Raw genomic sequence first — 23821 nt, forward strand, 5'->3', positions numbered from 1 at the left:
AGTGGCCGGAGGCAGCCAGACCGCTTGTGGTCAGGCTCCGGCCGTAGGGCGGAATTACGCAACGGACGCCAGTCCGGGCGCCGCCACGCTAAGGAGAACAGAATGAATCAGCAAAGCCAGGGCCAGCCGGGCCAGCAGGGCACGGCCCAGCAGGGCGCCGGCCAGGCACCGCACGGGGCGGGACCTTCCGGGCGGCCGGAGACGCACAGTGCTGCGCCGACCTTCATGAAGCAGCAGGGTGTGCGGAATGAGGCCGTGGCTGGACCTTTCACCGTCCGCGACCTGACAGTTTTCGCGGCAGCCCTGGTTCTCTTCATTGCATCGCTGATCCCGATGTTCGCCGTGCGCTACAACCTGTGGAACCTCGGAAGCCTCTTCTTCCTGGGGCTTGGCGTAGTGCTGCCGCTCATCGTCGCCGCACTGTTCGCCGCCCGGCGGCTGGCCCCCGACACGAGGGTCCGCATCGGATCCCTCTCCGTGGACCAATTCGGTTCCGTGGTGGCCTCGTTTGCAGTCGGCTTCTTCTTCCTGTCCGTCGCCGGCGCCTACACGCCCAGCCTGCTCGTGGCGCTGATCGGTTCCCTCGTGCTGCTGGCCGCCACCGTGCTGGCCCGCTACATCCCGTTCTTCGCCGGCGACTTCCTGGACCGCGCCGAGGTGCCGGCCCACATCATGGCGCGTGACTCGGCCGTTCCGGTCCGCAAGCCCAAAGCACCCAAGGAGCCGAAGCCTGCCGCCGCCAAGCCCGGGATTTCTTCCTCCGGCGCGGCCCCTGCTGGTTCTGGAGCCCGCGGCCCTGTTGCCCCCGGCCATGTGTCCCACGGTGCGACGGCGGTCGGCCAGACGGGGCGCGAAGCAGCCCAAACCGGGGCCTCCGGCGCCGTCATTCCCGGTGCCACAGCTCCCATTGCCGGTGCTGCCGGCGCAGCACCGGCGACCGGTGTTTGGCCCGCGGCCAACGCGGCCAGCAGCGCCGCGGCGCCGCCGGAAACGGGACCCGCCGCCGTCGTGCCCGGGGCCGCAGAGCCTTCCGCGGCCGCAGACTCCACCACCCAGGCGCAGACAGCGCGGTCCGCCAAGGCGGCCGCCGCTGCCACACAGCCGGCGGTCACCGAAGCCGAGCAGACCCAGCCGGACGCAGCCACCGTCGCCGCCGCGGCCAGCGCGGGAGCAGCCGGCGCCGACACCGCCGCAACCCCGGCCGGCACAGGAACGGCCGGCGCCAACGCCCCGGCAGCCGAAGCCCCCGCCGCCGAAAGTCTCGCAGCAGTCCCGGCAGGCGCGGAGGCGCCCGCGGCGGAAGCCCCCGTCGCCCAGAGCCAGTCCGACGCGGCTGCCCGTGAAGCTGAGGAGGCTGCCCGTGAAGCTGAGGCGGCGCGCGCGGCCTCGGCCACGCCTGCCACTGCCGTCCACCCGCGGGTGGACCTGCCGGAGCAGGCGCGGTCGCAGGAACCGATCGGCGCCACCGTCGACCCCGCGAGCCGGCCGGAGGAGTCCGAGCAGGAGCAGGTCCACGAGGCCTTCTGGTTCGCCGTGGCGCAGCACCGGACCGCGGTCGACGAGCGCACCGGCGCACCGCTGTTCGGCATCGAGCCCGGTGGCTGGGTCCTGGCCCTCGAGGACCGCGGGGACGAGTTCCTGGTTCAGCACACGGACGGCAGGGTGGGCGTCCTGCGCGACCTCAGCAACATCGAGCGCGGCTAGCCGGCCGCCGTGGCCGATTCAGCTTCGCGCCGGCGCGGCACGCCGGGAACCCCGGTGACCCCCGCTCCGGCGGAGGTTCCCGGGGACGGGATTCCTGTGGAGACCCTCGCCGGCGATGCCGTCCCCGCCGAAATCCCCGCCGAAAACGGGCTGCCGGCCAGTCCGCGGGCCCGCTCCGGCGAGTCGCCCCTGGCCCTGAAACGGCGGGCGCGCAGAATCAACCGTGCCCTGGCCGAGCAGTACCCGTACGCCCACGCGGAGCTCGACTTCCGGAACCCTTTCGAGCTCCTCGTGGCCACGGTGCTCTCCGCGCAGACCACCGACGTGACGGTCAACCTGATCACGCCTTTGCTCTTCTCCCGCTACCCGGACGCCCGCGCCATGGCGGAAGCGGACACCGAGGAGCTGGAAGCCATCATCAAGCCGACAGGGTTCTTCCGCGCCAAGACGCGGAACCTCCTCGCACTGGCGAACCGCGTGGTGGACGAGTTCGACGGCGTGGTTCCCGGGCGGCTGGAAGATCTGGTGACGCTTCCCGGCGTCGGACGCAAAACCGCGAACGTGGTACTCGGCAACGCGTTCGGCATTCCCGGCATCACGGTGGACACCCACTTCGGCCGCCTGGCGCGGCGCTTCGGCTGGACGGAGTCGGACGATCCCGTCCGGATTGAGTCCGACGTGGCGGAACTGTTTGAGCCCCGGGACTGGACCATGCTGTCCCATCGGGTGGTTTTTCACGGCAGGCGGGTGTGCCATTCACGCAAGCCCGCCTGCGGGGCGTGCGCCGTGGCCAACTGGTGCCCCAGCTTCGGTTCGGGCGAGACGAACCCCGCCAAGGCCGCGAAGCTGCTGAAGTACGAACTGGCGCCCGGCAACGAGGAGCTCCTGTCGAAGCTGCTGGCCGAAACGCACCGCGCCGCAGAGATCCGGATGGAATCGCAGCGGAGGCCGCAATGACGGCGCGCCAGGACCTGGTGGACCTGGTCGACTCGATCCGGGCGGGGACCGGTCCTGCCCGCAATCCTTACTGGCGCAAGCTCACAGTGGACGAGTCCGTCGCCCGGAAAGCCGCCGTCCTGATCCTCTTCGGAGCCCTGGACGGTGTGCCCGCAGAATCCGACAAACCGCTCGTGGCCGCCGACCTGGACGTGCTGCTCCTGGAACGCGCCCACACCCTCGACGACCATCCCGGACAGGTGGCCTTTCCCGGCGGCGGCATCCACGCGGGGGAGAGCCCGGTGGAGGCTGCGCTCCGGGAAGCGGAGGAGGAAACCGGCCTGGACCCGTCCGGCGTCGAAGTGCTGGGTGCCCTGCCGGAATTGGCCCTGCCGCGCGGAAACTTCCTGGTGACCCCTGTCCTGGCCTGGTGGGCTTCGCCGTCGCCGGTCCGGGTGGTGGACTACGGCGAGTCCGCCCAGGTCTTCCGGGTGCCGGTCCGGGACCTGCTGGACCCGGAGAACCGCACCATGGCGGCCGTGACCCGCCTGGACCAGACGTTCCAAAGCCCGGCATTCACCGTGAACAGCCTGGTGGTCTGGGGCTTTACGGGCATGATCCTGAACGAGCTGTTCGACCAGCTGGCCTGGGCTGTTCCGTGGGACCGGACCAGGCTTCACCCGCTGGAGCTCTAGGCTGTCAGCCGCCTTTTTAGTGCTGTGACTTCCGCAGATCCACCACCAGGCCGGTGGCGGCGTTTTCGCGCAATGCGTTGATGCCTGCAACTACTCCCGAAACGCTCTTGAACCGCGGCGACTCTGCCACGATGTTTCCGTCCCCATCCATGAGACGGAATTTGTAAGACTGATCGCTATCCTGGTGAACTTCAAACTTGCCCGCCATTGGCGTGGGAACCCCCTGCTGATGCTTCGTCACACGTGCCGGGCCAACTTATTGCCACTGCCCGGCCACCAATGACCTTAGTGGCCCACACCACACGAAGCCAACTACTCGCCGGTACATTACTCGGTACAACCGTGTATTCCATGTGACTTTTGTTTCCACTCGGCAGGCACTATTCTCCTGGGGCGACGCCCGGCAGGCTGGCCGGAAGGCGCGCCAGACGGGTGCCGTCGTGGGGCACATTGGCGGTTCCGCCGTCGTGAATTCCGGCGGCGGGCGGCGTGTCGCGCCTCAAAGTGCCCCGTTTCGGTCCGGCCGGCCTGAGGGACAGCGGCTACTTGGCGTTGTCGTAGGAATCGACGACGGCGACGCTCACCGGAAACTCGACCGGAATTCGCCCGAAGAGCAGTTCCTTGGCGGCGTTGGCGGCTTCCTCGATGGCCCGGATACAGGCGTCCACGGCCGAATCAGGGGCGTGGACCATGACCTCGTCATGCAGGAAGAACACGAGTTCCCCGGTGGCCGAACCGTCGGCACGCATGGTGCGCAGCCGCCGTCGTAATTCCGCCAGCCAGCAGGCAGCCCAGTCCGCAGCCGAACCCTGCACGACGAAGTTCCGCGTGAAACGTCCGCGGGAACGGGCGATGGCGTCCGCCCGGCGCTGCTCCTCAGCGGACGTGGACCGCTGGCTGAGGAACCAACGTTCCGACGGCGGCGGGCTGCTGCGTCCCAGGCGCGAGGTGACGGTCTTGCCGGCTTCGCCGTCGCGGGCGGCGCGCTCGACGAAACCCACGGCCCGCGGGAAGGTCCTGGCGAGCTGCGGCATCAGGCGGCCCGCTTCACCGGAGGTGGCGCCGTACATGGCGCCGAGCAGGGCCATTTTTGCCTTGCTCCGGTCGCCGCCGAACCCCTTGGCCGCGATCCCCGCATAGAGATCCTGGTCCCGGGCGGCCTCGGCCATGGTCGAATCCTGCGCGAGGGCGGCGAGCACACGCGGTTCCAGCTGGGACGCGTCGGCGACGATGAGTTTGTGCCCCGGGTCTGCATGCACGGCGCCGCGGACCTGGCGGGGGATCTGCAGTGCCCCGCCGCCGCGCGATGCCCAGCGGCCCGAGACCACTCCGCCCACCACGTATTCCGGCCGGAACCTCCCGTTCCGCACCCACGCGTCCAGCCACGCCCAGCCGTTGGCGGTATGCAGCCGCGACAGTTTCTTGTATGCCAGAAGAGGCTCGATGGCCGGATGGCTGGACCCCTTCAGCTCCCATTGCCGGGTCGATTTCACCTCGATGCCGTTGCGGTGCAGGGCCCGCATCAGCTCCTGCGGCGAGTCCGGATTCAGTGCCGGCGCGTTCAGCAGGCCCCTGAGTTCGGTGCTGAGCGCCTCGAGCTTGGCGGGGCGGTGTCCCAGCGGCGGACGGGGGCCCAGGTGCTCGGCCAGGATGTGTTCGTGCAGTTCCTCGCGCCACGGCACGCCGGCATGCTGCATCTCCGCCGCCACCAGGGCGCTGGCTGATTCGGCGGCGAGGAGGAGTTGGAGCCGCTGCCGCCGGTTGTCACCTGCGGCGGGCGCTCCCGCCGTTCCCGCGGCGGCTGTACCGGCGGCTGCGTTCAGGGCCTCCTGTTGGGCGGCGTATTCGGCGCGCAGTTCGGCCAGGGTCTGCCGCGGTTCGGTGGCGGCGCCCGGGTCGTCGAAGAGCGCGCCCTGGTCCGCAGGCGGAGGGGGCGGCTGGAGCAGCCTCGGCGGCTGCAGATCGTCGTCCTGCGTGAGCTTCTCGGCGTTCCGGGCGTACGGGGTGTGCGCCGTGAACTCGGAATGCGCGAGGATGGCGCCACACAGGGTGAGGTCGTAGCAGCGTTCCACGTCGACGCCCGCCGCCATCAGGGACGGGTACCAGTCCTGGGTGCGGTGCCAGATCCAGCGCGGGCGCCGCTTCTCGAGTTCGCGGACGACGGCGGCCAGTCCGGTTCCGTTGTTGGGCGCGGCTGGGTGGGCGGCTGGTCCTTCCGCTCCGTGCGGGGCAGGGCCGACGATCCGGGGTTCGGGATTATCCGGGTGGGGGAGGCCCTCCGCCGTGAGTTGCTGTATGGCTGCGCCGTCGGCGTGGGCGGCGAGCAACAGATACATATGTCCAATTCTGCCCTGCCGCCGTGCTCGTCGTCGTCGCAGCCCGGTGCCTTGTGCCATTGGCTTTTCCACATACGCCCACTCGCCCCTGACGCGCGGCAGGTCTTGTTGGGCACAGTTGCTGCATGAGCAGGCACCACGCCCGGAACCGGCGACTCCCATCAGACCCCGACAGTGCGCTGCCTGACGGTGAGGGGCCCGGTGCACCGCGCAGGCCAGCTCCGGGCGGGCCGTTGGCCGGTTCGGAACCGGGAACCTGGCTTCCCGCCGACGGCGGCGACATCCTGCTGGTCACGGGCTTCGAATACCTGCGGGGCGAGGTTGAACGGATTGTCGCGGCAGCCGGTGGACGGCTCCGGGTGGTGGACGACGTGGCGGAGGCCGCGCCATTCTGGGATTCCGCAACCGATGTCCTGGTCGGCAGCGATGTCCGTGAACTTCCGCCGCGGCGCCGTGCGCCAGCCGTACTGGTGGGACTGAGCGGGGAAGGGGATACGCTCTGGCACCTGGGCGCTGCCCTGGGTGCCCAACGCGTCGCGGTTCTTCCCGACGCCGCCGCATGGCTTGCCGAGTACCTCAGCCGGTCACGTTCACCGGAGGCCGGAGGCCTGGTGCTCGTCACCGGCGGCTGCGGAGGGGCAGGTGCCACCACCGCGGCGGCGTGGCTAGCGCAGGCAGCAGCTGAACTCGGTGCACGGGTTCTGCTCGTGGACGCCGATCCCTGGGGCGGCGGGCTGGAGCTGGCCTTGGCGGCGGAGGAATCCCCAGGCCTTCGCTGGCCGGACCTCGCCGATGCCAGTGGCAGCATCGACCCGCAGCAGCTCGCGGACGCCTTGCCCGTCGCCGGAGGTTTCTCGTTTCTGTCCTGGCCCGGGAGCAGGGAACGGCCGCCCCTCGTGGACCCGGTCACGGTGGGAGGCGTCCTCGACGCCGCCCGACGGGGGTACGAAGTGGTGATCGTCGATATCGGACGCAGCGCCGAACCGCTGCGCACGTTCGCATGGGACTGCGACCGCCTCCTGGTTGTTGTCCCCGCCCAACTGAAGGCTGCAGTTGCCGCCGCCCGGCTGCTGCAGGAGCTTCCGCCCGTCGAGTCCGCCCTGGTCATCAGGGGAAAGGCCGGCGTGGCGCTGGACGCCGCGCTCGTCGCAGAATCCGTGGGACTCCCGCTGCACGGCGTGATGCCCGAGGTGCGCGGCACAGCCTCGGCCACCGAGCTGGGGCGCCTGCTCGACCAAGGTAGGCGGAAGAGCGTCCGGCGCTTCGCTTCCTCAGTGCTTGGCCTCCTCGCCGGCGACCTGCAGGTGGGAGACTTCCGGTGAGTGCTCATCTGGGAGTGCCCGGGGCCGGTGCCGAGACTGGCGTCCGCGCCTCAGCAGGGTTCCCCGGGGCACCCGCTTCCCGTGCCGCGCTCGCGGAGACTGCGGGCCGCAGACGCGCGGCCCGTGTCCTGGACGCGGGGCTTCTTGAGACCGTGCGCGAGTCGGTCATGGCGGATGCGGGGCCGGTGACCCCGTCGCGGGTGGCAGCCGCCGTGCAGGCCACCGGTAAGCTGCTGGGCACAGCGGGTTCGCTCGCCGCCGCTGAACGCATCAGTGCCGAGCTCAACGGACTTGGACCGCTGCAGCACCTGGTCAGGGATCCGTCGGTTACGGACATCTTCGTGAACGCCCCGGACTCCGTTTGGCTGGACAGGGGCCGCGGCATCGAACGGACATCCGTCGCCTTCGCGGGGGAGGCCCAGCTCAGGGCCCTTGCCGCCAGGCTGGTCGCCTCCGGCGGCAGGCGTCTGGACGACGGATCGCCATGCGTCGATGTGCGGCTCGAGGGCGGCTACCGGGTCCATGCCGTCCTGCCGCCCATCTCGGCGTCGGGCACGCTGCTCAGTATCAGGATCCGGCGGGAACAGGTCTTCACCATGAACGAGCTCCGGGACGGGGGCATGTTCGGGCCACTGGTTCAGTGCGTTCTGGAGCGCATGGTGGAACGGCGGCTGAGTTTCCTGGTCAGCGGAGCCACCGGCTCCGGAAAGACGACGCTGCTGTCCACCCTGTTGGGGCTGTGCCATCCGGGGGAGCGGCTGGTCCTGATCGAGGACGCCTCGGAGCTTAACCCGGTACACCCGCATGTGGTGTCGTTGGAATCGCGGCACGGGAACCTCGAGGGAGGCGGAGCCGTGGATCTCGGGGAACTCGTCCGCCAGGCCCTGCGGATGCGGCCGGACCGGCTGATTGTGGGGGAGTGCCGCGGCTCCGAAGTGCGCGAACTCCTGACGGCCATGAACACCGGCCACACCGGAGGCGGCGGGACCATCCACGCCAACGCCGCAGGCGCTGTCCCGGCCAGGCTCACCGCCCTCGGAGCCCTGGCAGGGCTGGGACAGGATGCGGTCCGCCTGCAGGTGGCCAGCGCCCTTGATGTGGTGGTGCACGTGGCCCGGTCGAGGCACGGGCGCTACGTCGCGTGCATCGGCATCCTGACCGAGCGGCACGGTGGCCTCGACGTCGCCGTGGCGCTGGACATTTCAGGCGGCAGGCCGGTCCCCGGGCCGGCGTGGGAGGTCCTTGCCCAACGGCTGGCCCTCGACCCGGGCCTGGCACTGGAGACAGGAACGCTCCCCGGTGGCGGGCAGGCCGGCGACTTTATCCATGCCGGCGATGCCCGTCCCCGTTCCGGCCATGCCGGCGATGCAGGATCCGTCCGTGACTCGCGCCTGACCGCGTCTGCCCGCGCTTCCGGAACCGTCCGCGACTCCGGGCTGGACGGGCCAGCGGCAGGTGGAGCGCGGCAGTCGCACCCGGGCGCGGTCGCCGGGCCAGCGGCTGGAGGGCCGGAACAGTTGCACTCCGGCGCGGTTGCCGGGCCAGCGGCTGGAGGACCGCAGCAGTCGCACCCGGGCACGGTCACAGTGTCAACAGGCAAGGAAGGTCCGGGGATCATGAGCGAAAAACGCGGAGCCCGCAGGGCAGCAGCATGACCGCAATCTTTGTTGGTGCACTGGCGCTTGCCGCGTGGCTGATGCTGAGTCCTGCTTATGGGCCCCTTCGGCGAGCACGCAGTGCCTTCGGACTCAGCGGTTTAGCGGGTGGCCGTGTTCGCCGTAACGGCAGGCCGGCCGTTCCGGGCGGAGACCGGTTTGGCCTCGACCGGCGTCGCCGTAAGGCAGCCTTCGTATCCCTGACGGTTGTGGTTCAGCAACTGGCCGCCCTGCTGAAGGGCGGCCGGTCGCCTTCACGGCTGTGGGACGAACTGTGGCAGCTCTACGTGGAGCAGGGCTCCGCAGATGACGACCCCCGCCGGCCACGGCTCAGCCCCGGGTCGGCGGCTGTTCTGTCAGCGGCCAGGGGAGCCGCCTTGCGGGGTGCGCCGGTAGCGGAGGCGATCCGGTCGGCATGTTCGACTTCGCGCCAACGCGCCGGCGGCCGGGAGCCACGGATCTGGGCAGAACTGGCGGCCTGCTTCGAGATAGCGGCAGCCAGCGGCTGTCCTCTGGCTGACGTCCTGACGCGCTTCGCGGCCCAGCTGGAGGTTGAAGATGATGCCGAAGCGGCCCGGCAAACGGCGCTCGCCGGACCGAAGGCAACGGTCGCATTGCTGACCTGGCTCCCCCTGCTGGGACTCGGACTGGGTGCCTGCCTCGGCGTGGACCCGCTGGCAATGTTGCTGGGCACACCGTTCGGGGTGGTTGCGCTGGTCGCGGGCATCGGACTGACGCTCGCTGGCCGCATCTGGTCCGCAAAGCTTGTGCAGGCAGCGGCCGGGGCGGCTGCACCATGAAAACCGGCCGGTTGGGTGGCCCGGCATGACGGGATCAGGCCAATGAGCGGATCGGTTCTGGCTGCCTTCCTCATCGTCCTGGCGCTCGCGGCCGCCGCAGGCCTAGCGTTTAGCGGAACGGCTCACGCAAGATCCGGGCTCCTCCGCCGGAGCGGCCTGCCGGCGGGCAATGGCGTTGCGGATGGGGGCGAAGGCTCTCAGACCTGTGCAGGGCAGCCGCAGGGGTTGCGGGATACTGCCATGATGCTTGAGCTGATAGCCGCCATGCTGCACGCAGGTGCGGGTATCGGACGGGCCCTGGAACTGGTGGCTGCTGCGGCCTCACCCGAGTACGGCCGTGCCCTGCGGCCCGTCGTCGGAGCCATGGCTATTGGTGCCGACTGGGAGACGGCCTGGCGGAGTTCAGACGTGCGCTCGCCGGAAATACTCGCCCTCCGGGATGCCTTGGGCTTCGCCGCGCTCACTGGCGCGCCGTCGTCGTCCATCCTTTATGCCCAGGCTGCCAGAATGAGGCGGGAACGTTTCCGGGCCGCGGAGAAGCGCGCGGCGTCCCTCGGGGTCAAGCTGGTGGTTCCGCTGGGGCTTTGCTCATTGCCCGCGTTCATCTGCCTGGGAGTCGTTCCAGTGCTGCTTGCCTTGGTTCCTTCGGGCAGCTGAGTCCTTCAGGCAGCTGAGACCCGCCCCCACATCACCCCCTGGTGCGGAAGACTGCGCCGCGATCTCCCACACCGATGTCCGCGGGGGCTGGTCCGTTGTTTCCTGACGCCTCCGTTTCCTGGCGCCCGACCGGCCGGCCCCGCTCGTTTCTTCTGCGTGCTCCAGCCCTTTTCTCGCGCTGCCAAAAATTGGCCCAGCGCCGGCTTCTTCGCGCTGCCATGTCCCCGCCGCCGGGACTTTGCCCTCGCCAGGCATCTGCCCGGCCAAAGTCTCTCCACGCTGCCGTAATGGCACACTGCCGACGGCCGCACTGTCCGCAGGGGCCGTCGGTGGGTACACCGGCACCTTCCCTCCACATGCGGCCGAACGGGGTGCTTTTCCACTTAGCGAAGTTCAGGCCTTACCGGTCCTGGCGGACGACGGGAGAGTCGAAAGCACCGGTACTCCGCCGGAACTCCAGAAAGGAAAATCTATGTCCCTCAACTACCAAACCCCGGGTGAAGCTGCCCGGCCCTTACGCCAGGACTCCGAAAAAGCCGATGTCCTGGAGATCTATCCGGGTGCCAGTACCGCGCCGCGGGTGAAGCCACGGCCACGCAGGCGCCTCATAGGCTCGGAATCGGGCATGGCGACGGCCGAGTATGCCATCGCGACCCTGGCGGCGGTGGGCTTCGCCGGGCTCCTGGTGTTCATCCTGCGAAGCGACGAAGTCCGTGGCTTCCTGCTCAACCTGATCCGTACGGCGCTGGCCCTGCCGTGAAACCCGCTCCGCAGACCCTAACGGCGGCCGGACTTGAGTCCTGCCGGCAGCACAGGAGCCCGTCCGGAGAAGAGGCCGGCAGCCGCGGTCAGGGGAAGGCCCGCGGCACCGAGAGCGAACACGGGAAGAACCGTGGCGCAGTGACCGCTGAATTTGCGGTCGCTCTTCCGGCGGTCCTGCTGCTTCTGGCGATGCTGCTGGCAGGGTCTGCGGCGGGGATCACCCAGTTGCGGCTGCAGGACGCTGCGCGGGCAGGCGCCAGGGCGCTCGCCAGGGGTGAAGACCCTGCCGCGGTCGCCGGTATTGTCCGGAGGTTGGCGGGCCCATCGGCCTCGTCGGCAGTGGTGCCCGGCGGCGACTGGATGAGCGTCACGGTGTCGGACCGGGCGGCCGGGCCCCTGGGACGCATGGTTCCGTGGACGCTGACTGCCAGGGCCGAGGCACGAAGCGAAACGCCGTCATCGGCGCCGCCTCCTGAAACGGCACCGAGTTCCGCAACGGCACCGACCTCGGGAACGGACCTCCCTGGGCAGCCGGCACTGGCGGGGCGTGCACATGGCACTGCTGCCGGGCGGTCTCTATGAGCCGGCGGTGCCAACAGCCCCGCGGCCGCCGCAGTAACCCCGTGTCCGGAGTCGAATCCGAACGCGGGTCGGGCACCGTGCTGGCCGCAGCGCTGGGCATGGTGGTGGTCATGGTCATGTCCCTGCTCCTCCTGCTGGCGCAGGCGTCGGCGGCGGCGTCCAGGGCCGCCGCCGCAGCCGACCTCGCCGCCTTGGCCGCGGCTGACGCGCTCCGCGGTGTCTCAGCGGGTGAGCCGTGCGCTGTGGCCGCGGCCGTGGCTGCCCGCCACCAAGCAACACTCATCAGTTGCACCGCTGGAGGCGACCAGTCCGTCGAAGTCAGTACCGAGCTGGCTGCCGGTCCCTTCCTGGGCGTCGCCACCGGCCGTGCCAGGGCGGGACCGCCGCCCTAAAGCGCCCTGTTCCCACCTCGACCGCGTCCTACGCCTGCGCGCCCGCCTTGGAATCTTCCCGGGCTGCAGCGTCCCGCGCGTCCTTCAGCAGGACATCGATCAGGGTGACAGCCGCGTCCTTGTCCAGCGGGTTGTTCTTGTTGCCGCATTTCGGTGACTGGACGCAGGAGGGGCAACCGGATTCACACTCGCAGGCCTCAATCGCGTCCCTCGTGGCCTTCAGCCAAACCTTGGCTTTCTCGAAGCCCCGCTCCGCAAAACCGGCGCCGCCAGGATGTCCGTCATACACGAAAATCGTCGGCACCCCGGTGTCGGCATGGATTGCGGTTGAAACCCCACCGATGTCCCAGCGGTCACTCGAGGCAACCAGCGGCAGCAGGCCGATGGCGGCGTGCTCGGCCGCGTGGAGGGCACCGGGGAACTGCGCTTCGATGAGTCCGGCGCCCGTGAGTGACCGGTTTTCCACCACAAACCACACGGCCTTGGTGAACAGGTCGCGGGCTCCCAGATCGAGGGGTTCCTCACCCAGGACTTCGTTGGAAATCAGGGCCTTCCGCTGAAAGGAGATCACTTGCGTTGTGACCTTGACGTCGCCGAAGTGCACGGCCACGTCGCCCCACTGCGCCGTCCGCTGGGTCTCGAGGACCTCGATCTGCGTCACGTCCCGCGCTGTCGTGTAATAGTCGGGGTTGGCCCGGCGTACCACCACGCAATGATCGTCCTCATTCAGGTCCTCCACCACGTAGCTGTCACCCTGATGGACGTACACGGCCCCGGTATGGGCCTGGTAGTGCGTCTGCGGCGAATCCATGGTCCCCAGCAGCGAACCGGTGTCCGCGTCCACAATGCTCACCGGGCCGCCGCCGTCGGCCCGCAGGTTCACCATGGCGGCCGCGCTCTGCGGGTGGGTCCAGAACCAGCCGGCCGGGCGCCGCCGCAGGTAACCCTGCGCCACCAGCTGCCCGAGGAGTTTTTCCGCAGTGGCGCCGAACAGGGGCAGCTCGGTCACGCCGATCGGGAGCTCGGCCGCAGCAGCGCAGAGGTGCGGGCCCAGGACGTAGGGGTTGGACGGATCAAAGACTGTGGCCTCGACGGACACGTCGAAGATGGCTTCGGGATGGTTGACCAGATAGGTGTCCAAAGGGTCGTCGCTGGCCACGAAGGCGGCGATGGCGTCCTGCCCGGCGCGGCCCGCCCGGCCGATCTGCTGGAAGAGGGAGGCCCTGGTGCCGGGCCAGCCGGCCACCAGCACCGCGTCGAGCCCGGAGATGTCGATGCCCAGCTCCAGCGCCGACGTGCTGGAAATGCCCAGCAGCTGGCCGGTCCGCAATGCCCTTTCCAGGGCACGGCGTTCCTCCGGGAGGTAGCCGGAGCGGTAGGCCGCCACCCGTTGCGGCAGGCTCGGGTCGACCTCGTCCAGGAGCCGTTTGGTGATGGAGGAGATGGTTTCTGCGCCGCGCCTGGACTTGATGAACGCGATGGTCCGGACCCGTGATGAGACAAGGTTCGCCAGGAGGTCGGCGGTCTCGGCGACGGCTGTCCTGCGCTCCTTGGCCCCGTTCTCGCCTCGGACCTCGGTGAGCGCAGGCTCCCAGAACGCCACTGTCGTGGACCCGTGGGGCGAGGAGTCTTCCGAGACTCCACGGACCGCGGCGCCAATGAGCCGGCCGAAGGACTTCTCTGGCTCGGAAGCGGTGGCGGACGCCGCAATGAACACCGGTCCGGCGGAGCTGCCGTCGGTCGCGTAGTAGGCACAGATGCGCCGCAGACGGCGCATCAGGTTGGCCACGTGGGAGCCGAAAACGCCTCGGTAGCTGTGGGCCTCATCCACGATCACGTACCGCAGGCGCCGGAAGAACCCCGCCCACCAGGCATGGTTCGGCAGGATGCCGAAGTGGAGCATGTCCGGGTTGGCCAAAATGAAGTTCGCGTGGTCGCGGATCCAGCGGCGGGAGGCCTGATCGGTGTCGCCGTCGTAGGTTTCGGCCCGGACAGTTGGGAGGTTCAGGGACCGGATCGCCGCAAGTTGGTCTGCCGCCAGCGCCTTGGTGGGGGAGAGGTAGAGCGTCACGGCGCCGTCGTCGTGGATTTTTCCCGGGTCGGACAGGACGCGGAGCTCGGACCGGTGAATTGCGTCCAGTGCCGGCAGCTGGTAAGCCAGGGATTTCCCGGAAGCAGTCCCGGTGGCGATCACCACGTGATCACCGCCGTGGGCGATGTCCGCCGCTTGGATCTGATGCCGGTATGGCTGGTGGATGCCGAGTTTGCCGTAGGCCGTGACCAGGTCGGGGTGCGCCCAGTCCGGCCACGGCTCGTGCACGGCGGCGCGCGCCGGAATGGTCCGCACATGCCGGAGCTGCTCCGGGTCCGGGCCACGGCCCAGCAACGGAATCAGCGAGTCATGGGGGTTCACCCCAACATTCTTTCATTCGGGCAAAAATCGCCAGGACAAAGCCCCGGAGGGCGCGAGCCCCGGGGCGGGTCAGACCACTGAGAGGTCTGACCCCTCATCGGAGGCGGAAAGCATCAGCACGTGGCACACCGACGACCAGCCCAGATGCGAATACAGCTTCTGTCCGTCCAGGGACGCCAGCAGGAGTCCGTCCTCCACGTCGTGGGAGAACGCCTGGGCCGCCAGCGCCTTCATGATGAAGCTGCCCAGTCCGCGGCGCTGGAAGGAGGGTTCCGTGACGATTTTGTCGAACACCGCGGTGCCGTTGATGACCACCACGCGGCCGCTCACCGCCAGAGTGTCCCCCGAGCGTACTTCGGCAAAGTGGACGCCGTTTGACTCCCACGTTTTCAGGGACAGGTCGTCGTCCGAGAGCCACGGGTCCTCTGCATCCTGCGTTTCCATGTCCACGACCATCATGGTCTGGGACGCTGACGTGGCGTTGAGGTTGTGTTGCTCAGCCAGGAGCTTGTAGCGCCCCACATCGTTGGTCAGGATGGTCAGGACCCGCTTGGGGGCCTCTGCCGTCTTCGCTGCCAGGTCTGCGAACTCGGCGTCCGTGGGATCGGAGGCGAAGTATTCCCAGTCCCCGGTCGTGTCCGCACGCAAGGCGGCGGGGAACCGTCCCTCGGTGCGCGTCTCGTAGCCCCGGCAGCCAGCCCAACCGGCTACCCAGACTTCAAGCAGATGAGTGATGTCTCCAACCATGGCTTCTGGCGTCATGTGTTGAGGGTATTCCAGCGCTGTCATAAGCAACAGAGCTTTGGCGCTTGCTTATGCAATTGTGATAGGAGGCTCTTGCCCGGTCCGAATCCGTCCCCGGCGGCCACCAAGTACCCTTAAATACGTGGCTTTGAACCGAATCGTACTCTTTTACGGCTTTACTCCCATCGCAGACCCGGACGCTGTTCGGCTCTGGCAGCGTGCCCTGTGCGAAAAGCTCGGCCTGACGGGACGGATCCTCATCTCCAAGGACGGCATCAACGCCACTGTCGGCGGGGAGATCGGGGCCGTCAAGCAGTACGTGAAGACCACCCGTGAATACAAGGGCTTCCACGGCATCGACGTCAAGTGGTCCGACGGCGGGGCGGAGGACTTCCCCCGGCTGAGCGTCAAGGTCCGCAACGAGATCGTGTCCTTCGGCGCGCCCGGCGAGCTGAAGGTGGACGAGAACGGCGTCGTGGGAGGCGGGACGCACCTGTTGCCCGAGGAACTCCACGAACTCGTCGATGTAAAGAAGGCCAGCGGCCAGGACGTCGTGTTCTTCGACGGGCGCAACGCGTTCGAAGCACAGATCGGAAAGTTCAAGGACGCCATCGTCCCCGACGTCGCCACCACCCATGACTTCATCACCGAACTCGACTCCGGCAAATACGACCACCTCAAGGACCAGCCAGTGGTCACCTACTGCACCGGCGGCATCCGCTGCGAGGTGCTGTCCAGCCTCATGGTGAACCGCGGCTTCAAAGAGGTGTACCAGCTGGACGGCGGGATCGTGCGCTACGGCGAAAAGTTTAAGGACCAGGGCCTCTGGGAAGGCTCCCTCTACGTCTTCGACAAGCGCATGCACCTCGAATTCAGCGGGGATGCCAAGACCATCGGCGAGTGCGTCCGCTGCCAGGCGCCCACGAGCAAGTTCGAGAACTGCTCGAACCCCAGCTGCCGCACGCTCACCCTGTACTGCGCCGGGTGCGCCGCCAACCCGGAAACCCTGCGCTGCCCGGACGGCTGCGCCGCCGCCTGAGCTGCAGAGTCAGATCCGGCTGATCCGGTAGGCGAAGTTCGCGTCCGAGCGCGCCTCCACCGTCACCCGAAGCACGGAGTCCTCGTCCAGGTGCACCACATTGACGCGCGACGTCCCGCAGCGGAGGCTCAGGTCCACCAGGGCGAACTCCGCATCGCGGATGGTGAAAGTAACCCGCCGCTCGCTCCGGCACGCAAGGATGAGCGAGTAGGTGCCGCCGGGCAGCTGCTTGGTGGATTCGGTCTTGCTGCGGCCCCTGGCAACGCTCCCGTAGCTGGTGTGGAAGACCTGTCCCTCGGCGTCGGGCAGGACTTCCTTCGCCCATTCGGTGAGTTCCTGACCCGAGACGGGCTGGTTCTCCAGCGGATCATGCGGCAACACGGGATCCGTCACCGCGGGTGCGGCATCCGGAAGTTCGCCCCGGCCGTCGTCGTAGCTGTATTCACAGCCGCCCAGGAGGGCTGCCACCAGCACAAAGAAAAGCACGACGGCGGCTGCCGGCGCCCGCAGCCAACGCTTGCGTTGCGCCCGCCCCAGGAAACGATGCGCGGAGGCCATCCGCACCGCGGGCATACCCCGACTTTAGGCCTCCCGGAGGCGCCGGTACAGAGCCGGTGCAGATGGGAATCCACCGGAAGAAAAACTTCTGCCCCGCCGTCCCCGACATGCGCGATGCGCATGGCTTCGCCGCCAAATCGGTGCCGGATTAGCGCGCAGGAACCAGGTGATAGGCGTACAGCAGCGGCGCGTCCACGCTGGACGCACTAATCTCCATGTGCCCGGTCTTCGGCACGGTGATCCTCGCGGTTTCCCGGCTGCCGTTGCAGGCCGCTCCGGCTTCCGTCAGCTCTTTGCCGGCCAGCGTCACGGCGAAGAACGCCTTGCCGCCGCCGTCGCACGTGATGGTCAGCGTGTAGTCACCCGCCGGGACGCTGGCCGCCTCCTGGACGATCCTGTTCCGGTTGAGGATCTTGCCGGAATCCTCCAGCACTGCCTGGCTGTCGGAGGGCAGGGCGGTGGCCCGCCACTGCGGAACATCGGCGTTTTCGACGGACACCACGGACGAGCAGGCAACAGTGGCCAGCAGAATGGCGGCGGATGCGGCCGCCCCGCCCAGGGCACGGGAAATCAAGGGTGAACGGTCAGGCATGACTTCAAACTTACCCGTTGGAGCTGGCGCCGGAGTCCGTGCCCCTCCTTGCGTCCCGCCGCGCGGCCACGAAAGAGACAAGTCTGTCTGCCTCGACCAGTACTTTGGCCGTGCCCGCGGAGTCCGCCAGAACCCGTTCGCCCCGGGACTCCAGGGTCACGGGGATGACAGCGGCCCGTCCCGCTGTGCGCAGTGGAGCGGCGGTTTCCCGATGTGGCAGTTGCGGTTCCGCAGCTTCCCGGTCCGGGGTCCCATGATTCGACAGGTGTTTCTCCGCCGGTTCCCGCCGGGCGCTTTCCTCGGACAGGGTCAGCGCATCGATCTTGGCGCCGCCGATCTTGTCCAGCAACTCATAGTCCTCGTCGGTGCACAGATCGCTGGCCGCAAGGTGCTTCAGTGCCACCAGGCCAACGACGGCCCTGCTGGAGTCGCGGTCCATGGCAAGGTCGATGGCCCACTGCGTCCGCTTCCACCACTGGTCCCGCCGGTCAGCCTCGCGCCGCTGGGCGAGCGTCCGCCACGCGATCCAGGCAGCAATGACGGCGGCCAACAGCGGTGCGAAGGCCACCGCGTACCGCAGCCAATCGGGATCGGCCGCCACTGCCTGGGTTCCGAGCATGGCCCCACTGTAGCCCCAGCCGCCGACAATCATCAGGCACCACAGCAAGGGGCCCCGGCCCGAGGCGGCCGAAAGGAGCATGGCCGGCACGCAGTCGCGACCATCACGCGACCGGCACGCAGGCATGGCCGGGAAATAGACTTGGCCGGTGACCGAACCAACGCACTTCACCGCCGGCAACACTCCCGACGCACCGCGCAGCGACCTGCCCGACCTCCTGCAGGCGCTGGCCGCGGACCTCCGCGAGGCGGGCTACACCCTGGAAGGCGTGGCAGACCTGCTGGGGGAGCCGGCGTACGCGGCCCTCAACCGTGACCAGCTCATCCCGGCACTGATCGCGACGGAAGCGGCAGCCGCCGGCGAGCCGCGCACCGCGGCCCTGGCCGCCGTCGTGCGTTTCTGGCTTCTGGCCGTGCCGCAGGAAGCGGCGGTGCTCGACGGCGCGCTGCCGCGGACCCGCGCCGAAGGCCTCGTAGCGCTGGGGCTGGCGAAAATCACCGGGACAAAGGTGGCCGCCGAGGCGGACCTGCGCCCCTACGGCTGGGATTCCGGCGACGGCGGCGTCGAAATCTGGGTGGCCAGCGACCTCGCCGCACACCAGCGGCCCGGCGTCCTCAGGCACGACCACGTCCTGGGCATCGGGCAGGCGTCCACCACCCTGGTCCAGTCGACCATCCGCCGGCCCGCCGGAAGAGCGCTGGACCTGGGCACCGGCTGCGGCATCCAGACCTTCCACCTCCTGCAGCACAGCGGGCACGTCACCGCCACGGACATCTCCGAGCGCGCCCTCGCCTTCACGCGCTTCAACCTCCTGCTCAATGCCGAAGCCCTGGACATCAATCCGGTGCGGCCCGACGAGCGGGTGAGCCTGCGCCTCGGATCGCTCCTCGAGCCCGTTGCCGGCGAGGCGTTCGACCTCGTCGTGTCCAATCCGCCTTTCGTCATCACACCGCGCACTGCGGGCGAGGCCGCAGCTGACCAGTTCACCTACCGCGACGGCGGCCTGCCGGGGGACGAGATCGTCGCGTCACTCATCCGCTCCCTGCCGGAGGTGCTGGCCCCGGGCGGAACAGCCCAGCTTTTGGGCAACTGGGAGATCCCGGACGGCTCAACGTGGGATGAACGGCCGCAAAGCTGGGCCGGTCCGGACACCGACGCGTGGTTCATTCAGCGCGAACAGGTGGGGCCGGAGCAGTACGCCGAGACCTGGCTGCAGGATGCCTCCGAAGCCCGGGACCGCCGGCACTACCAGGAGGCCTACGCCGCGTATCTGGCGGATTTCGCCTCGCGGAATGTTGCCGGGATCGGCTTCGGAATGATCTTCCTGCGGCGGCCTGCCGGTGCGCGGCGTATCCACCGCTTCGAGGAGATTACGTACCCGATTGAACAACCGGTCGGGCCGCACCTGGGGGCAGCGGTCGACAGGGCTGACTGGCTGGCGGACCATGACGTCGCCGCGGCCCACCTGCTCGTGGCCGAAGACGTCACCGAGGAGCGCCACCAGCGCCCCGGCGCCGAACACCCCGGCGTCATCCTGTTGCGCCAGGGATCGGGTCTCCGCCGAACTAACCTGCTCAGCACCGAACTGGCGGGCTTTGTCTCCGCGTGCGACGGCGACCTGACCGCCGGACAGATCATCGGGGCCCTTGAGGCGCTGCTCGGCGGGACAGAGGAGTTCGACGGCGATGCTTTCCGGACCGGTCTGCTCACCGAGGTGGCCAATCTGGTCCGGGACGGATTCCTGCTCCCCGCTTCTCCGGACTGACAGCGTTCCCACGGCGCGAACGGACAGTTGTGGCCCCAAATCCCAGCGGATTCGGGGCCACAAGTGCCCGTTCGCGCCCAGGGCGCGGCCGGAGCACTCAGTTAAGCAGCAGTGCGTCAGTAAAGGGGCAGGGCCCGTCAGTTAATCAGGGCGCGGTCCATCCCTGGAGCGGGGACGTCCATGGTGAAGCCGCACATGCAGCGGTACGTCACGGCGTCGGCGGCACCCACGGCCTTCACCGAGCGGATCAGGCGCTCGCCGTCCACCCGGATGGCCATTTCCAGGGAGAACTCCTGATCCAGACGCTGCATCGGCCGCCGGCAGTGCTGCGGGGTGCCCGGTCCCGCCAGCAGGGAGCCGCTGGTGCCGGTGCCGTGGCGCGCGTCCGTCAGGTCAAGGGCGGGCAGGCCTGCCGGCGTCACTGCGTCTTCGTCGAGGGTAATCATGGTCATCCTTTGGGCTTCTCACGGGGCTGCCAACACTGGCTGCCCCGCCGCGAACTGCTTGCGGGAGGTCTGTTTACGCATGTAAGCAAAGCATGCTTAGTATTTCCGGGGCAAGCCGGCGGGTCCGGGAGTTTGGATATCAAGCATTTCTTTCAGAGCTTCCTGATGCTGCGTAGACTGAAGAAGTGAGTACTGACAGGCCGTCTTCGGCACCGGCGGGCACCCCGCCGTCGGACGCCGCGCCGCGCCGGAAAAACCGGCCGGAAAAGAAGGTGGAAATCACCGACCCCAAAGCGATCCGGGCCCTGGCCCATGCCGCGCGCCTGGAGGTGATCTCCGAGCTGTACTCCACCCAGTCCAACCGCACGGCCACGGAACTGGCCCAGCAGACAGGGCTCACCCCGAGCGCGATGAGCTACCACCTGCGGGCGCTGCAGAAGTGGGGCATCGTGGTCCCGGCCGAGGCGTCCGCCGACGCGCGCGAACGCCGCTGGAAGGCCGCCGGCACTGACTTTGCGATCAATTCGGGCGGGGCCGTGGCGGGCCCGGACTTTGCGGTGATCGACCTCGAACTGGATGCGTTCCGCCGCCGCGCCAGCGCCTACGCCCGGGCCCGGGACGAACAGCGCCGGCGCGGTGAGTCAGGGGAGCCGGCGTCGGCGGTTCTACTCGCCAGCAACCTCCTCTACCTGACGGCCGAGCAGCGCAGCGAACTGACCGAAAGGGTTTTTGACCTGCTCCGGGACTACGAACTGGAGGATCCCAGCCGCATTCCGCCCGGTGCCGAGCGGACCGCCACCATGTGGTCCCTGATTCCGGACGACCGCACCCTGCCGGGGGCCGCGGGCGGCCGCGAAGGCGCCTGACAAGCGCGGGGGACAGCCCCGCGCTGGTCCTCGGAGACGCGGCCGGGCAGCCGGCAGCCCGGCCCGTGATGGGGGCCACCGTTTTCCACATGACTGCGCAGAATTCTGCAAAATATGGTGAACTAGGCCAATATGGGCTGATCTGCCCGAGCAACCTTTTTCTGTAGGAGCACTGTGCCAAGCAAGGCCAAAACCGGCAAGAAACTCGTGATCGTGGAGTCTCCGGCCAAGAGCAAGACCATCGCCAAGTACCTGGGCGAGGGCTTCATTGTCGAGGCCTCCATCGGTCACATCCGCGACCTGCCGCAGCCGTCCGAGCTCCCCGCGGACCTGAAGAAAACCTCCCTGGGCAAGTTCGCCGTCGACGTCGAAAACGACTTCAAGCCCTACTACGTCGTCTCCCCGGACAAGAAGAAAAAGGTGGCCGAGCTCAAGGCCCAGCTCAAAGACGCCGACGCGCTCTATCTCGCAACCGATGGGGACCGCGAGGGCGAAGCCATCGCGTGGCACCTCCTGGAGGTCCTGAAGCCCAAGGTCCCGGTGTACCGGATGACCTTCGGCGAAATCACCAAGGAAGCCATCCATCGCGCCATGGACAACCTGCGCGACGTCGATGCCGCCCTGGTGGACGCGCAGGAGACCCGGCGCATCCTGGACCGCCTCTACGGCTACGAGATCTCCCCGGTGCTGTGGCGCAAGGTGGCGCGCGGTCTGTCCGCCGGCCGCGTGCAGTCCGTGGTCACACGCATGGTGGTGGACCGCGAACGCGAGCGGATGGCGTTCAAGGCTGCGTCCTACTGGGACCTGACCGGCCAGTTCGGTGCCGATGCCGGCTCGTTCAAGGCCAAACTCGCCGCCGTTGACGGTGCCAAGGTCGCCACCGGCCGGGACTTTAACGACGACGGCGAACTCACCTCGCGCAACGTGGCGCACCTCAACGAGGAACTCGCCACCTCGCTGGCTGCGGCCCTGCAGGACGCCGACTTCCGAGTCCGCTCGGTGGACACCAAGCCGTACACCCGCCGCCCGGCCGCGCCCTTCACCACCTCCACGCTGCAGCAGGAGGCAGGCCGCAAGCTCCGGTTCTCGTCCAAGAGCACCATGCAGATCGCCCAGCGGCTGTACGAAAACGGCTACATCACCTATATGCGTACGGACTCCTCGGCGCTGAGCGACGAGGCCGTCACGGCCGCGCGCCGCCAGGCCGCCGAGCTGTACGGGCCCGAGTACGTTCCGCAGTCGCCCCGCGTCTACACCAGCAAAGCTGCCAACGCGCAGGAAGCCCACGAGGCCATCCGTCCCGCCGGCGACTCCTTCCGGACCCCCGCACAGGTGGCCAAGCAGCTCAGCGGTGACGAGTTCCGGCTCTACGAACTGATCTGGAAGCGCACCGTTGCCTCGCAGATGGGCGATGCCAAGGGCTCCACGGCCACCATCCGCCTGGGCGCGGTGGCGTCCGACGGGCGCGACGCCGAATTCTCGGCCTCCGGCACCGTCATCACGTTTCCCGGCTTCCTGGCAGCCTACGAGGAAGGCAAGGACGAAAGCCGCGGCGACGACGACTCCGACGAGGCCCGCCGCCTGCCGAACGTCGCGAAGGGTGACGGGCTGACCGCCTCGGACATCATCGCCGTCGGCCACGAAACCTCCCCGCCGCCGCGCTACACCGAAGCCTCCCTGACCGCGGAGCTGGAAAAGAAGGGCATCGGACGCCCGTCCACGTACGCCTCCACGATCTCCACCATCCAGGACCGCGGCTATGTGCGGAAGCAGGGCTCGGCCCTGGTGCCGAGCTGGATTGCCTTCTCCGTGGTGCGGCTCCTCGAGCAGCACTTCACGGACTATGTGGACTACGAGTTCACAGCCGACATGGAAGGCGACCTGGACAAGATCGCCAACGGCCAGGCCGTGGGCGCCGCGTGGCTTAAGCACTTCTACTACGGTGAAGAGGCCGATCCGGGCCTGCTGAGCATCGTGAACAACCTGGGCGAGATCGATGCCCGGGAGATCAACTCCGTGCCCATCGCGGACGGCATCACGCTGCGCGTCGGCAAGTTCGGCCCCTACCTGGAGAGTTCGCTGCCCACAGTGGACCCCAAGACCGGTGAGGTTGTCGAGTCGGCCCGCGCGAACGTCCCGGAGGACCTCGCCCCGGACGAGCTCACCGCCGCGAAGGCCGTGGAGCTCATGGAAACCGCCGCTCCGGAGGAACGGGTCCTGGGTGCCGATCCGCACACCGGGCACACGGTTGTCGCCAAGAACGGCCGGTACGGCGCGTACGTCACCGAGATCATCCCGGAGATGACCGAGGAGCAGCTGGCCAACCTGCCCGTGGAGTACTACAAGAACGGCAAGCCCAAGCCGCCGAAGAAGCCGGTCAAGGCCAAGCCGCGCACCGGTTCGCTGTTCAAGTCCATGACTGTGGAATCTGTCACCCTCGACGAGGCGCTGCAGCTCATGAGTCTGCCGCGCGTGCTCGGTGAGGATGCCGAGGGCAATCCGATCACGGTGCAGAACGGCCGCTTCGGCCCGTACCTGAAGAAGGGCACGGACTCGCGGTCCATCGGTTCGGAAGAGGAAATCTTCACCATTACGCTGGAGCAGGCGCTGGAGATCTATTCCCAGCCCAAGCAGCGCGGTGCCCGCGCCGCGGTGCCGCCGCTGGCCGAGTTCGGTCCGGACCCGGTGTCGGAGAAGAATATCGTGGTGAAGGAGGGCCGCTTCGGTCCGTACATCACCGACGGCATCACCAACATCACCGTGCCCCGCAGCACCTCCCTGGAGGAACTGACCCGGGAACGCGCCGTCGAGCTTCTGGCCGAAAAGCGGGCCAAGGGCCCGGTCAAGCGCACCGCCACGCGCAAGGCCCCGGCGAAGAAGGCGGCAGCGAAGAAGTAGGGGCCAGGAGCTGGAAAGGGAAGCGAATTGCTTCGTGCCG

The 23821-nt window shown here is 68.5% G+C and carries 21 protein-coding genes and 1 pseudogene; 14 read left to right on the top strand and 8 right to left on the bottom strand.

The annotated features are described in order from the left end of the window. Positions 1–102 precede the first annotated feature (102 nt). From ACFTSA_RS00190 to ACFTSA_RS00200, 3 genes are all read left to right on the top strand, one after another. Positions 103–1704: a hypothetical protein gene (locus ACFTSA_RS00190; protein WP_377948495.1), complete on the top strand. Its 1602-nt coding sequence runs from the start codon at positions 103–105 to the stop codon at positions 1702–1704. A 132-nt stretch (positions 1705–1836) separates the two neighbouring features. Beyond that, a complete protein-coding gene (gene nth, locus ACFTSA_RS00195) occupies positions 1837–2661 on the top strand; it encodes an endonuclease III (protein ID WP_377949792.1) in 825 nt (274 codons plus the stop codon). Beyond that, complete coding sequence (locus ACFTSA_RS00200; protein ID WP_377948498.1) at positions 2658–3335, top strand: NUDIX hydrolase; 678 nt, start codon at positions 2658–2660, stop codon at positions 3333–3335. The genes nth and ACFTSA_RS00200 overlap by 4 nt, the downstream gene beginning before the upstream one ends. A 16-nt stretch (positions 3336–3351) precedes the next feature. Here ACFTSA_RS00200 and ACFTSA_RS00205 read toward each other — a convergent pair whose 3' ends face one another. Together ACFTSA_RS00205 and ACFTSA_RS00210 are read right to left on the bottom strand one after the other, a co-directional pair. Next, on the bottom strand, positions 3352–3543 hold the full coding sequence (locus tag ACFTSA_RS00205) for a DUF1508 domain-containing protein (RefSeq protein WP_043417572.1): 192 nt from the start codon (positions 3541–3543) through the stop codon (positions 3352–3354). A gap of 334 nt (positions 3544–3877) precedes the next feature. Then, positions 3878–5671, bottom strand: coding sequence for a bifunctional 3'-5' exonuclease/DNA polymerase (locus ACFTSA_RS00210; RefSeq protein WP_377948500.1), 1794 nt, complete (start codon positions 5669–5671; stop codon positions 3878–3880). Positions 5672–5796: 125 nt separating this feature from the next. On the opposite strand from ACFTSA_RS00210, the gene ssd reads away from it, so the two are divergent. The 7 genes and pseudogenes from ssd (at position 5797) to ACFTSA_RS00245 (ending at position 11841) form a co-directional block, all read left to right on the top strand. Beyond that, a complete protein-coding gene (gene ssd, locus ACFTSA_RS00215) occupies positions 5797–6993 on the top strand; it encodes a septum site-determining protein Ssd (RefSeq protein WP_377948501.1) in 1197 nt (398 codons plus the stop codon). 128 nt (positions 6994–7121) lie between these two features. Further along, positions 7122–8261: pseudogene (locus ACFTSA_RS00220) on the top strand (TadA family conjugal transfer-associated ATPase); the annotation flags it as partial. A 596-nt stretch (positions 8262–8857) separates the two neighbouring features. Continuing rightward, entirely contained in the window at positions 8858–9448 is a 591-nt protein-coding gene (locus tag ACFTSA_RS00225) for a hypothetical protein (protein WP_377948502.1), read from the top strand. Between the two features lie 42 nt (positions 9449–9490). After that, entirely contained in the window at positions 9491–10105 is a 615-nt protein-coding gene (locus tag ACFTSA_RS00230) for a type II secretion system F family protein (protein WP_377948504.1), read from the top strand. Between the two features lie 472 nt (positions 10106–10577). Next, positions 10578–10865, top strand: coding sequence for a DUF4244 domain-containing protein (locus tag ACFTSA_RS00235; protein WP_377948507.1), 288 nt, complete (start codon positions 10578–10580; stop codon positions 10863–10865). A gap of 140 nt (positions 10866–11005) precedes the next feature. Next, complete coding sequence (locus ACFTSA_RS00240) at positions 11006–11449, top strand: TadE family type IV pilus minor pilin (RefSeq protein ID WP_377948510.1); 444 nt, start codon at positions 11006–11008, stop codon at positions 11447–11449. Further along, positions 11446–11841: an Rv3654c family TadE-like protein gene (locus ACFTSA_RS00245; protein ID WP_377948512.1), complete on the top strand. Its 396-nt coding sequence runs from the start codon at positions 11446–11448 to the stop codon at positions 11839–11841. The genes ACFTSA_RS00240 and ACFTSA_RS00245 overlap by 4 nt, the downstream gene beginning before the upstream one ends. Positions 11842–11869: 28 nt before the next feature. Here the strand turns inward: ACFTSA_RS00245 and ACFTSA_RS00250 are convergent, their stop codons facing one another. Together ACFTSA_RS00250 and ACFTSA_RS00255 are read right to left on the bottom strand one after the other, a co-directional pair. Next, positions 11870–14254, bottom strand: a complete 2385-nt coding sequence (locus ACFTSA_RS00250) for a DEAD/DEAH box helicase (RefSeq protein WP_377948515.1) — start codon at positions 14252–14254, stop codon at positions 11870–11872. A gap of 69 nt (positions 14255–14323) precedes the next feature. Continuing rightward, positions 14324–15016, bottom strand: a complete 693-nt coding sequence (locus tag ACFTSA_RS00255) for a GNAT family N-acetyltransferase (RefSeq protein ID WP_377948517.1) — start codon at positions 15014–15016, stop codon at positions 14324–14326. 124 nt (positions 15017–15140) lie between these two features. Here ACFTSA_RS00255 and ACFTSA_RS00260 point away from each other — a divergent pair, with 124 nt between their 5' ends. Then, positions 15141–16037: a rhodanese-related sulfurtransferase gene (locus tag ACFTSA_RS00260; protein WP_377948520.1), complete on the top strand. Its 897-nt coding sequence runs from the start codon at positions 15141–15143 to the stop codon at positions 16035–16037. Positions 16038–16046: 9 nt separating this feature from the next. Here the strand turns inward: ACFTSA_RS00260 and ACFTSA_RS00265 are convergent, their stop codons facing one another. The 3 genes from ACFTSA_RS00265 to ACFTSA_RS00275 form a co-directional block, all read right to left on the bottom strand. Beyond that, a complete protein-coding gene (locus tag ACFTSA_RS00265) occupies positions 16047–16610 on the bottom strand; it encodes a hypothetical protein (RefSeq protein WP_377948522.1) in 564 nt (187 codons plus the stop codon). A gap of 133 nt (positions 16611–16743) precedes the next feature. Next, positions 16744–17187, bottom strand: coding sequence for a hypothetical protein (locus tag ACFTSA_RS00270; protein ID WP_377948524.1), 444 nt, complete (start codon positions 17185–17187; stop codon positions 16744–16746). 10 nt (positions 17188–17197) lie between these two features. Beyond that, positions 17198–17806 carry a hypothetical protein gene (locus ACFTSA_RS00275; protein WP_377948525.1) on the bottom strand — a complete coding sequence of 203 codons (609 nt, stop codon included), beginning with the start codon at positions 17804–17806 and terminating at the stop codon, positions 17198–17200. Between the two features lie 148 nt (positions 17807–17954). Between ACFTSA_RS00275 and ACFTSA_RS00280 the strand changes: the two genes are divergently transcribed. Continuing rightward, complete coding sequence (locus ACFTSA_RS00280) at positions 17955–19571, top strand: methyltransferase (RefSeq protein ID WP_377948526.1); 1617 nt, start codon at positions 17955–17957, stop codon at positions 19569–19571. Positions 19572–19708: 137 nt separating this feature from the next. Here ACFTSA_RS00280 and ACFTSA_RS00285 read toward each other — a convergent pair whose 3' ends face one another. Beyond that, entirely contained in the window at positions 19709–20017 is a 309-nt protein-coding gene (locus ACFTSA_RS00285) for a hypothetical protein (RefSeq protein WP_377948527.1), read from the bottom strand. Positions 20018–20202: 185 nt separating this feature from the next. Here ACFTSA_RS00285 and ACFTSA_RS00290 point away from each other — a divergent pair, with 185 nt between their 5' ends. Together ACFTSA_RS00290 and topA are read left to right on the top strand one after the other, a co-directional pair. Continuing rightward, the gene (locus ACFTSA_RS00290) at positions 20203–20883 is read left to right on the top strand and encodes an ArsR/SmtB family transcription factor (RefSeq protein WP_377948530.1); all 681 of its coding nucleotides are present in this window, start codon (positions 20203–20205) and stop codon (positions 20881–20883) included. 174 nt (positions 20884–21057) lie between these two features. Beyond that, entirely contained in the window at positions 21058–23781 is a 2724-nt protein-coding gene (gene topA, locus ACFTSA_RS00295) for a type I DNA topoisomerase (protein WP_377948532.1), read from the top strand. Positions 23782–23821 lie beyond the last annotated feature (40 nt).

Origin of the sequence: Arthrobacter sp. NPDC057013 (assembly GCF_042674585.1) — a bacterium.
Lineage (GTDB): Bacteria > Actinomycetota > Actinomycetes > Actinomycetales > Micrococcaceae > Arthrobacter.

What these genes read in the sequence shown, in the direction of transcription:
- ACFTSA_RS00190 (WP_377948495.1), top strand. Translation starts at nt 103, where the DNA reads ATGAATCAGCAAAGCCAGGGCCAGCCGGGCCAGCAGGGCACGGCCCAG.
- ACFTSA_RS00200 (WP_377948498.1), top strand. Translation starts at nt 2,658, where the DNA reads ATGACGGCGCGCCAGGACCTGGTGGACCTGGTCGACTCGATCCGGGCG.
- ACFTSA_RS00205 (WP_043417572.1), bottom strand. Translation starts at nt 3,543, where the DNA reads ATGGCGGGCAAGTTTGAAGTTCACCAGGATAGCGATCAGTCTTACAAA.
- ACFTSA_RS00210 (WP_377948500.1), bottom strand. Translation starts at nt 5,671, where the DNA reads ATGTATCTGTTGCTCGCCGCCCACGCCGACGGCGCAGCCATACAGCAA.
- ssd (WP_377948501.1), top strand. Translation starts at nt 5,797, where the DNA reads ATGAGCAGGCACCACGCCCGGAACCGGCGACTCCCATCAGACCCCGAC.
- ACFTSA_RS00230 (WP_377948504.1), top strand. Translation starts at nt 9,491, where the DNA reads ATGAGCGGATCGGTTCTGGCTGCCTTCCTCATCGTCCTGGCGCTCGCG.
- ACFTSA_RS00235 (WP_377948507.1), top strand. Translation starts at nt 10,578, where the DNA reads ATGTCCCTCAACTACCAAACCCCGGGTGAAGCTGCCCGGCCCTTACGC.
- ACFTSA_RS00245 (WP_377948512.1), top strand. Translation starts at nt 11,446, where the DNA reads ATGAGCCGGCGGTGCCAACAGCCCCGCGGCCGCCGCAGTAACCCCGTG.
- ACFTSA_RS00255 (WP_377948517.1), bottom strand. Translation starts at nt 15,016, where the DNA reads ATGACGCCAGAAGCCATGGTTGGAGACATCACTCATCTGCTTGAAGTC.
- ACFTSA_RS00265 (WP_377948522.1), bottom strand. Translation starts at nt 16,610, where the DNA reads ATGCCCGCGGTGCGGATGGCCTCCGCGCATCGTTTCCTGGGGCGGGCG.
- ACFTSA_RS00270 (WP_377948524.1), bottom strand. Translation starts at nt 17,187, where the DNA reads ATGCCTGACCGTTCACCCTTGATTTCCCGTGCCCTGGGCGGGGCGGCC.
- ACFTSA_RS00275 (WP_377948525.1), bottom strand. Translation starts at nt 17,806, where the DNA reads ATGCTCGGAACCCAGGCAGTGGCGGCCGATCCCGATTGGCTGCGGTAC.
- ACFTSA_RS00285 (WP_377948527.1), bottom strand. Translation starts at nt 20,017, where the DNA reads ATGATTACCCTCGACGAAGACGCAGTGACGCCGGCAGGCCTGCCCGCC.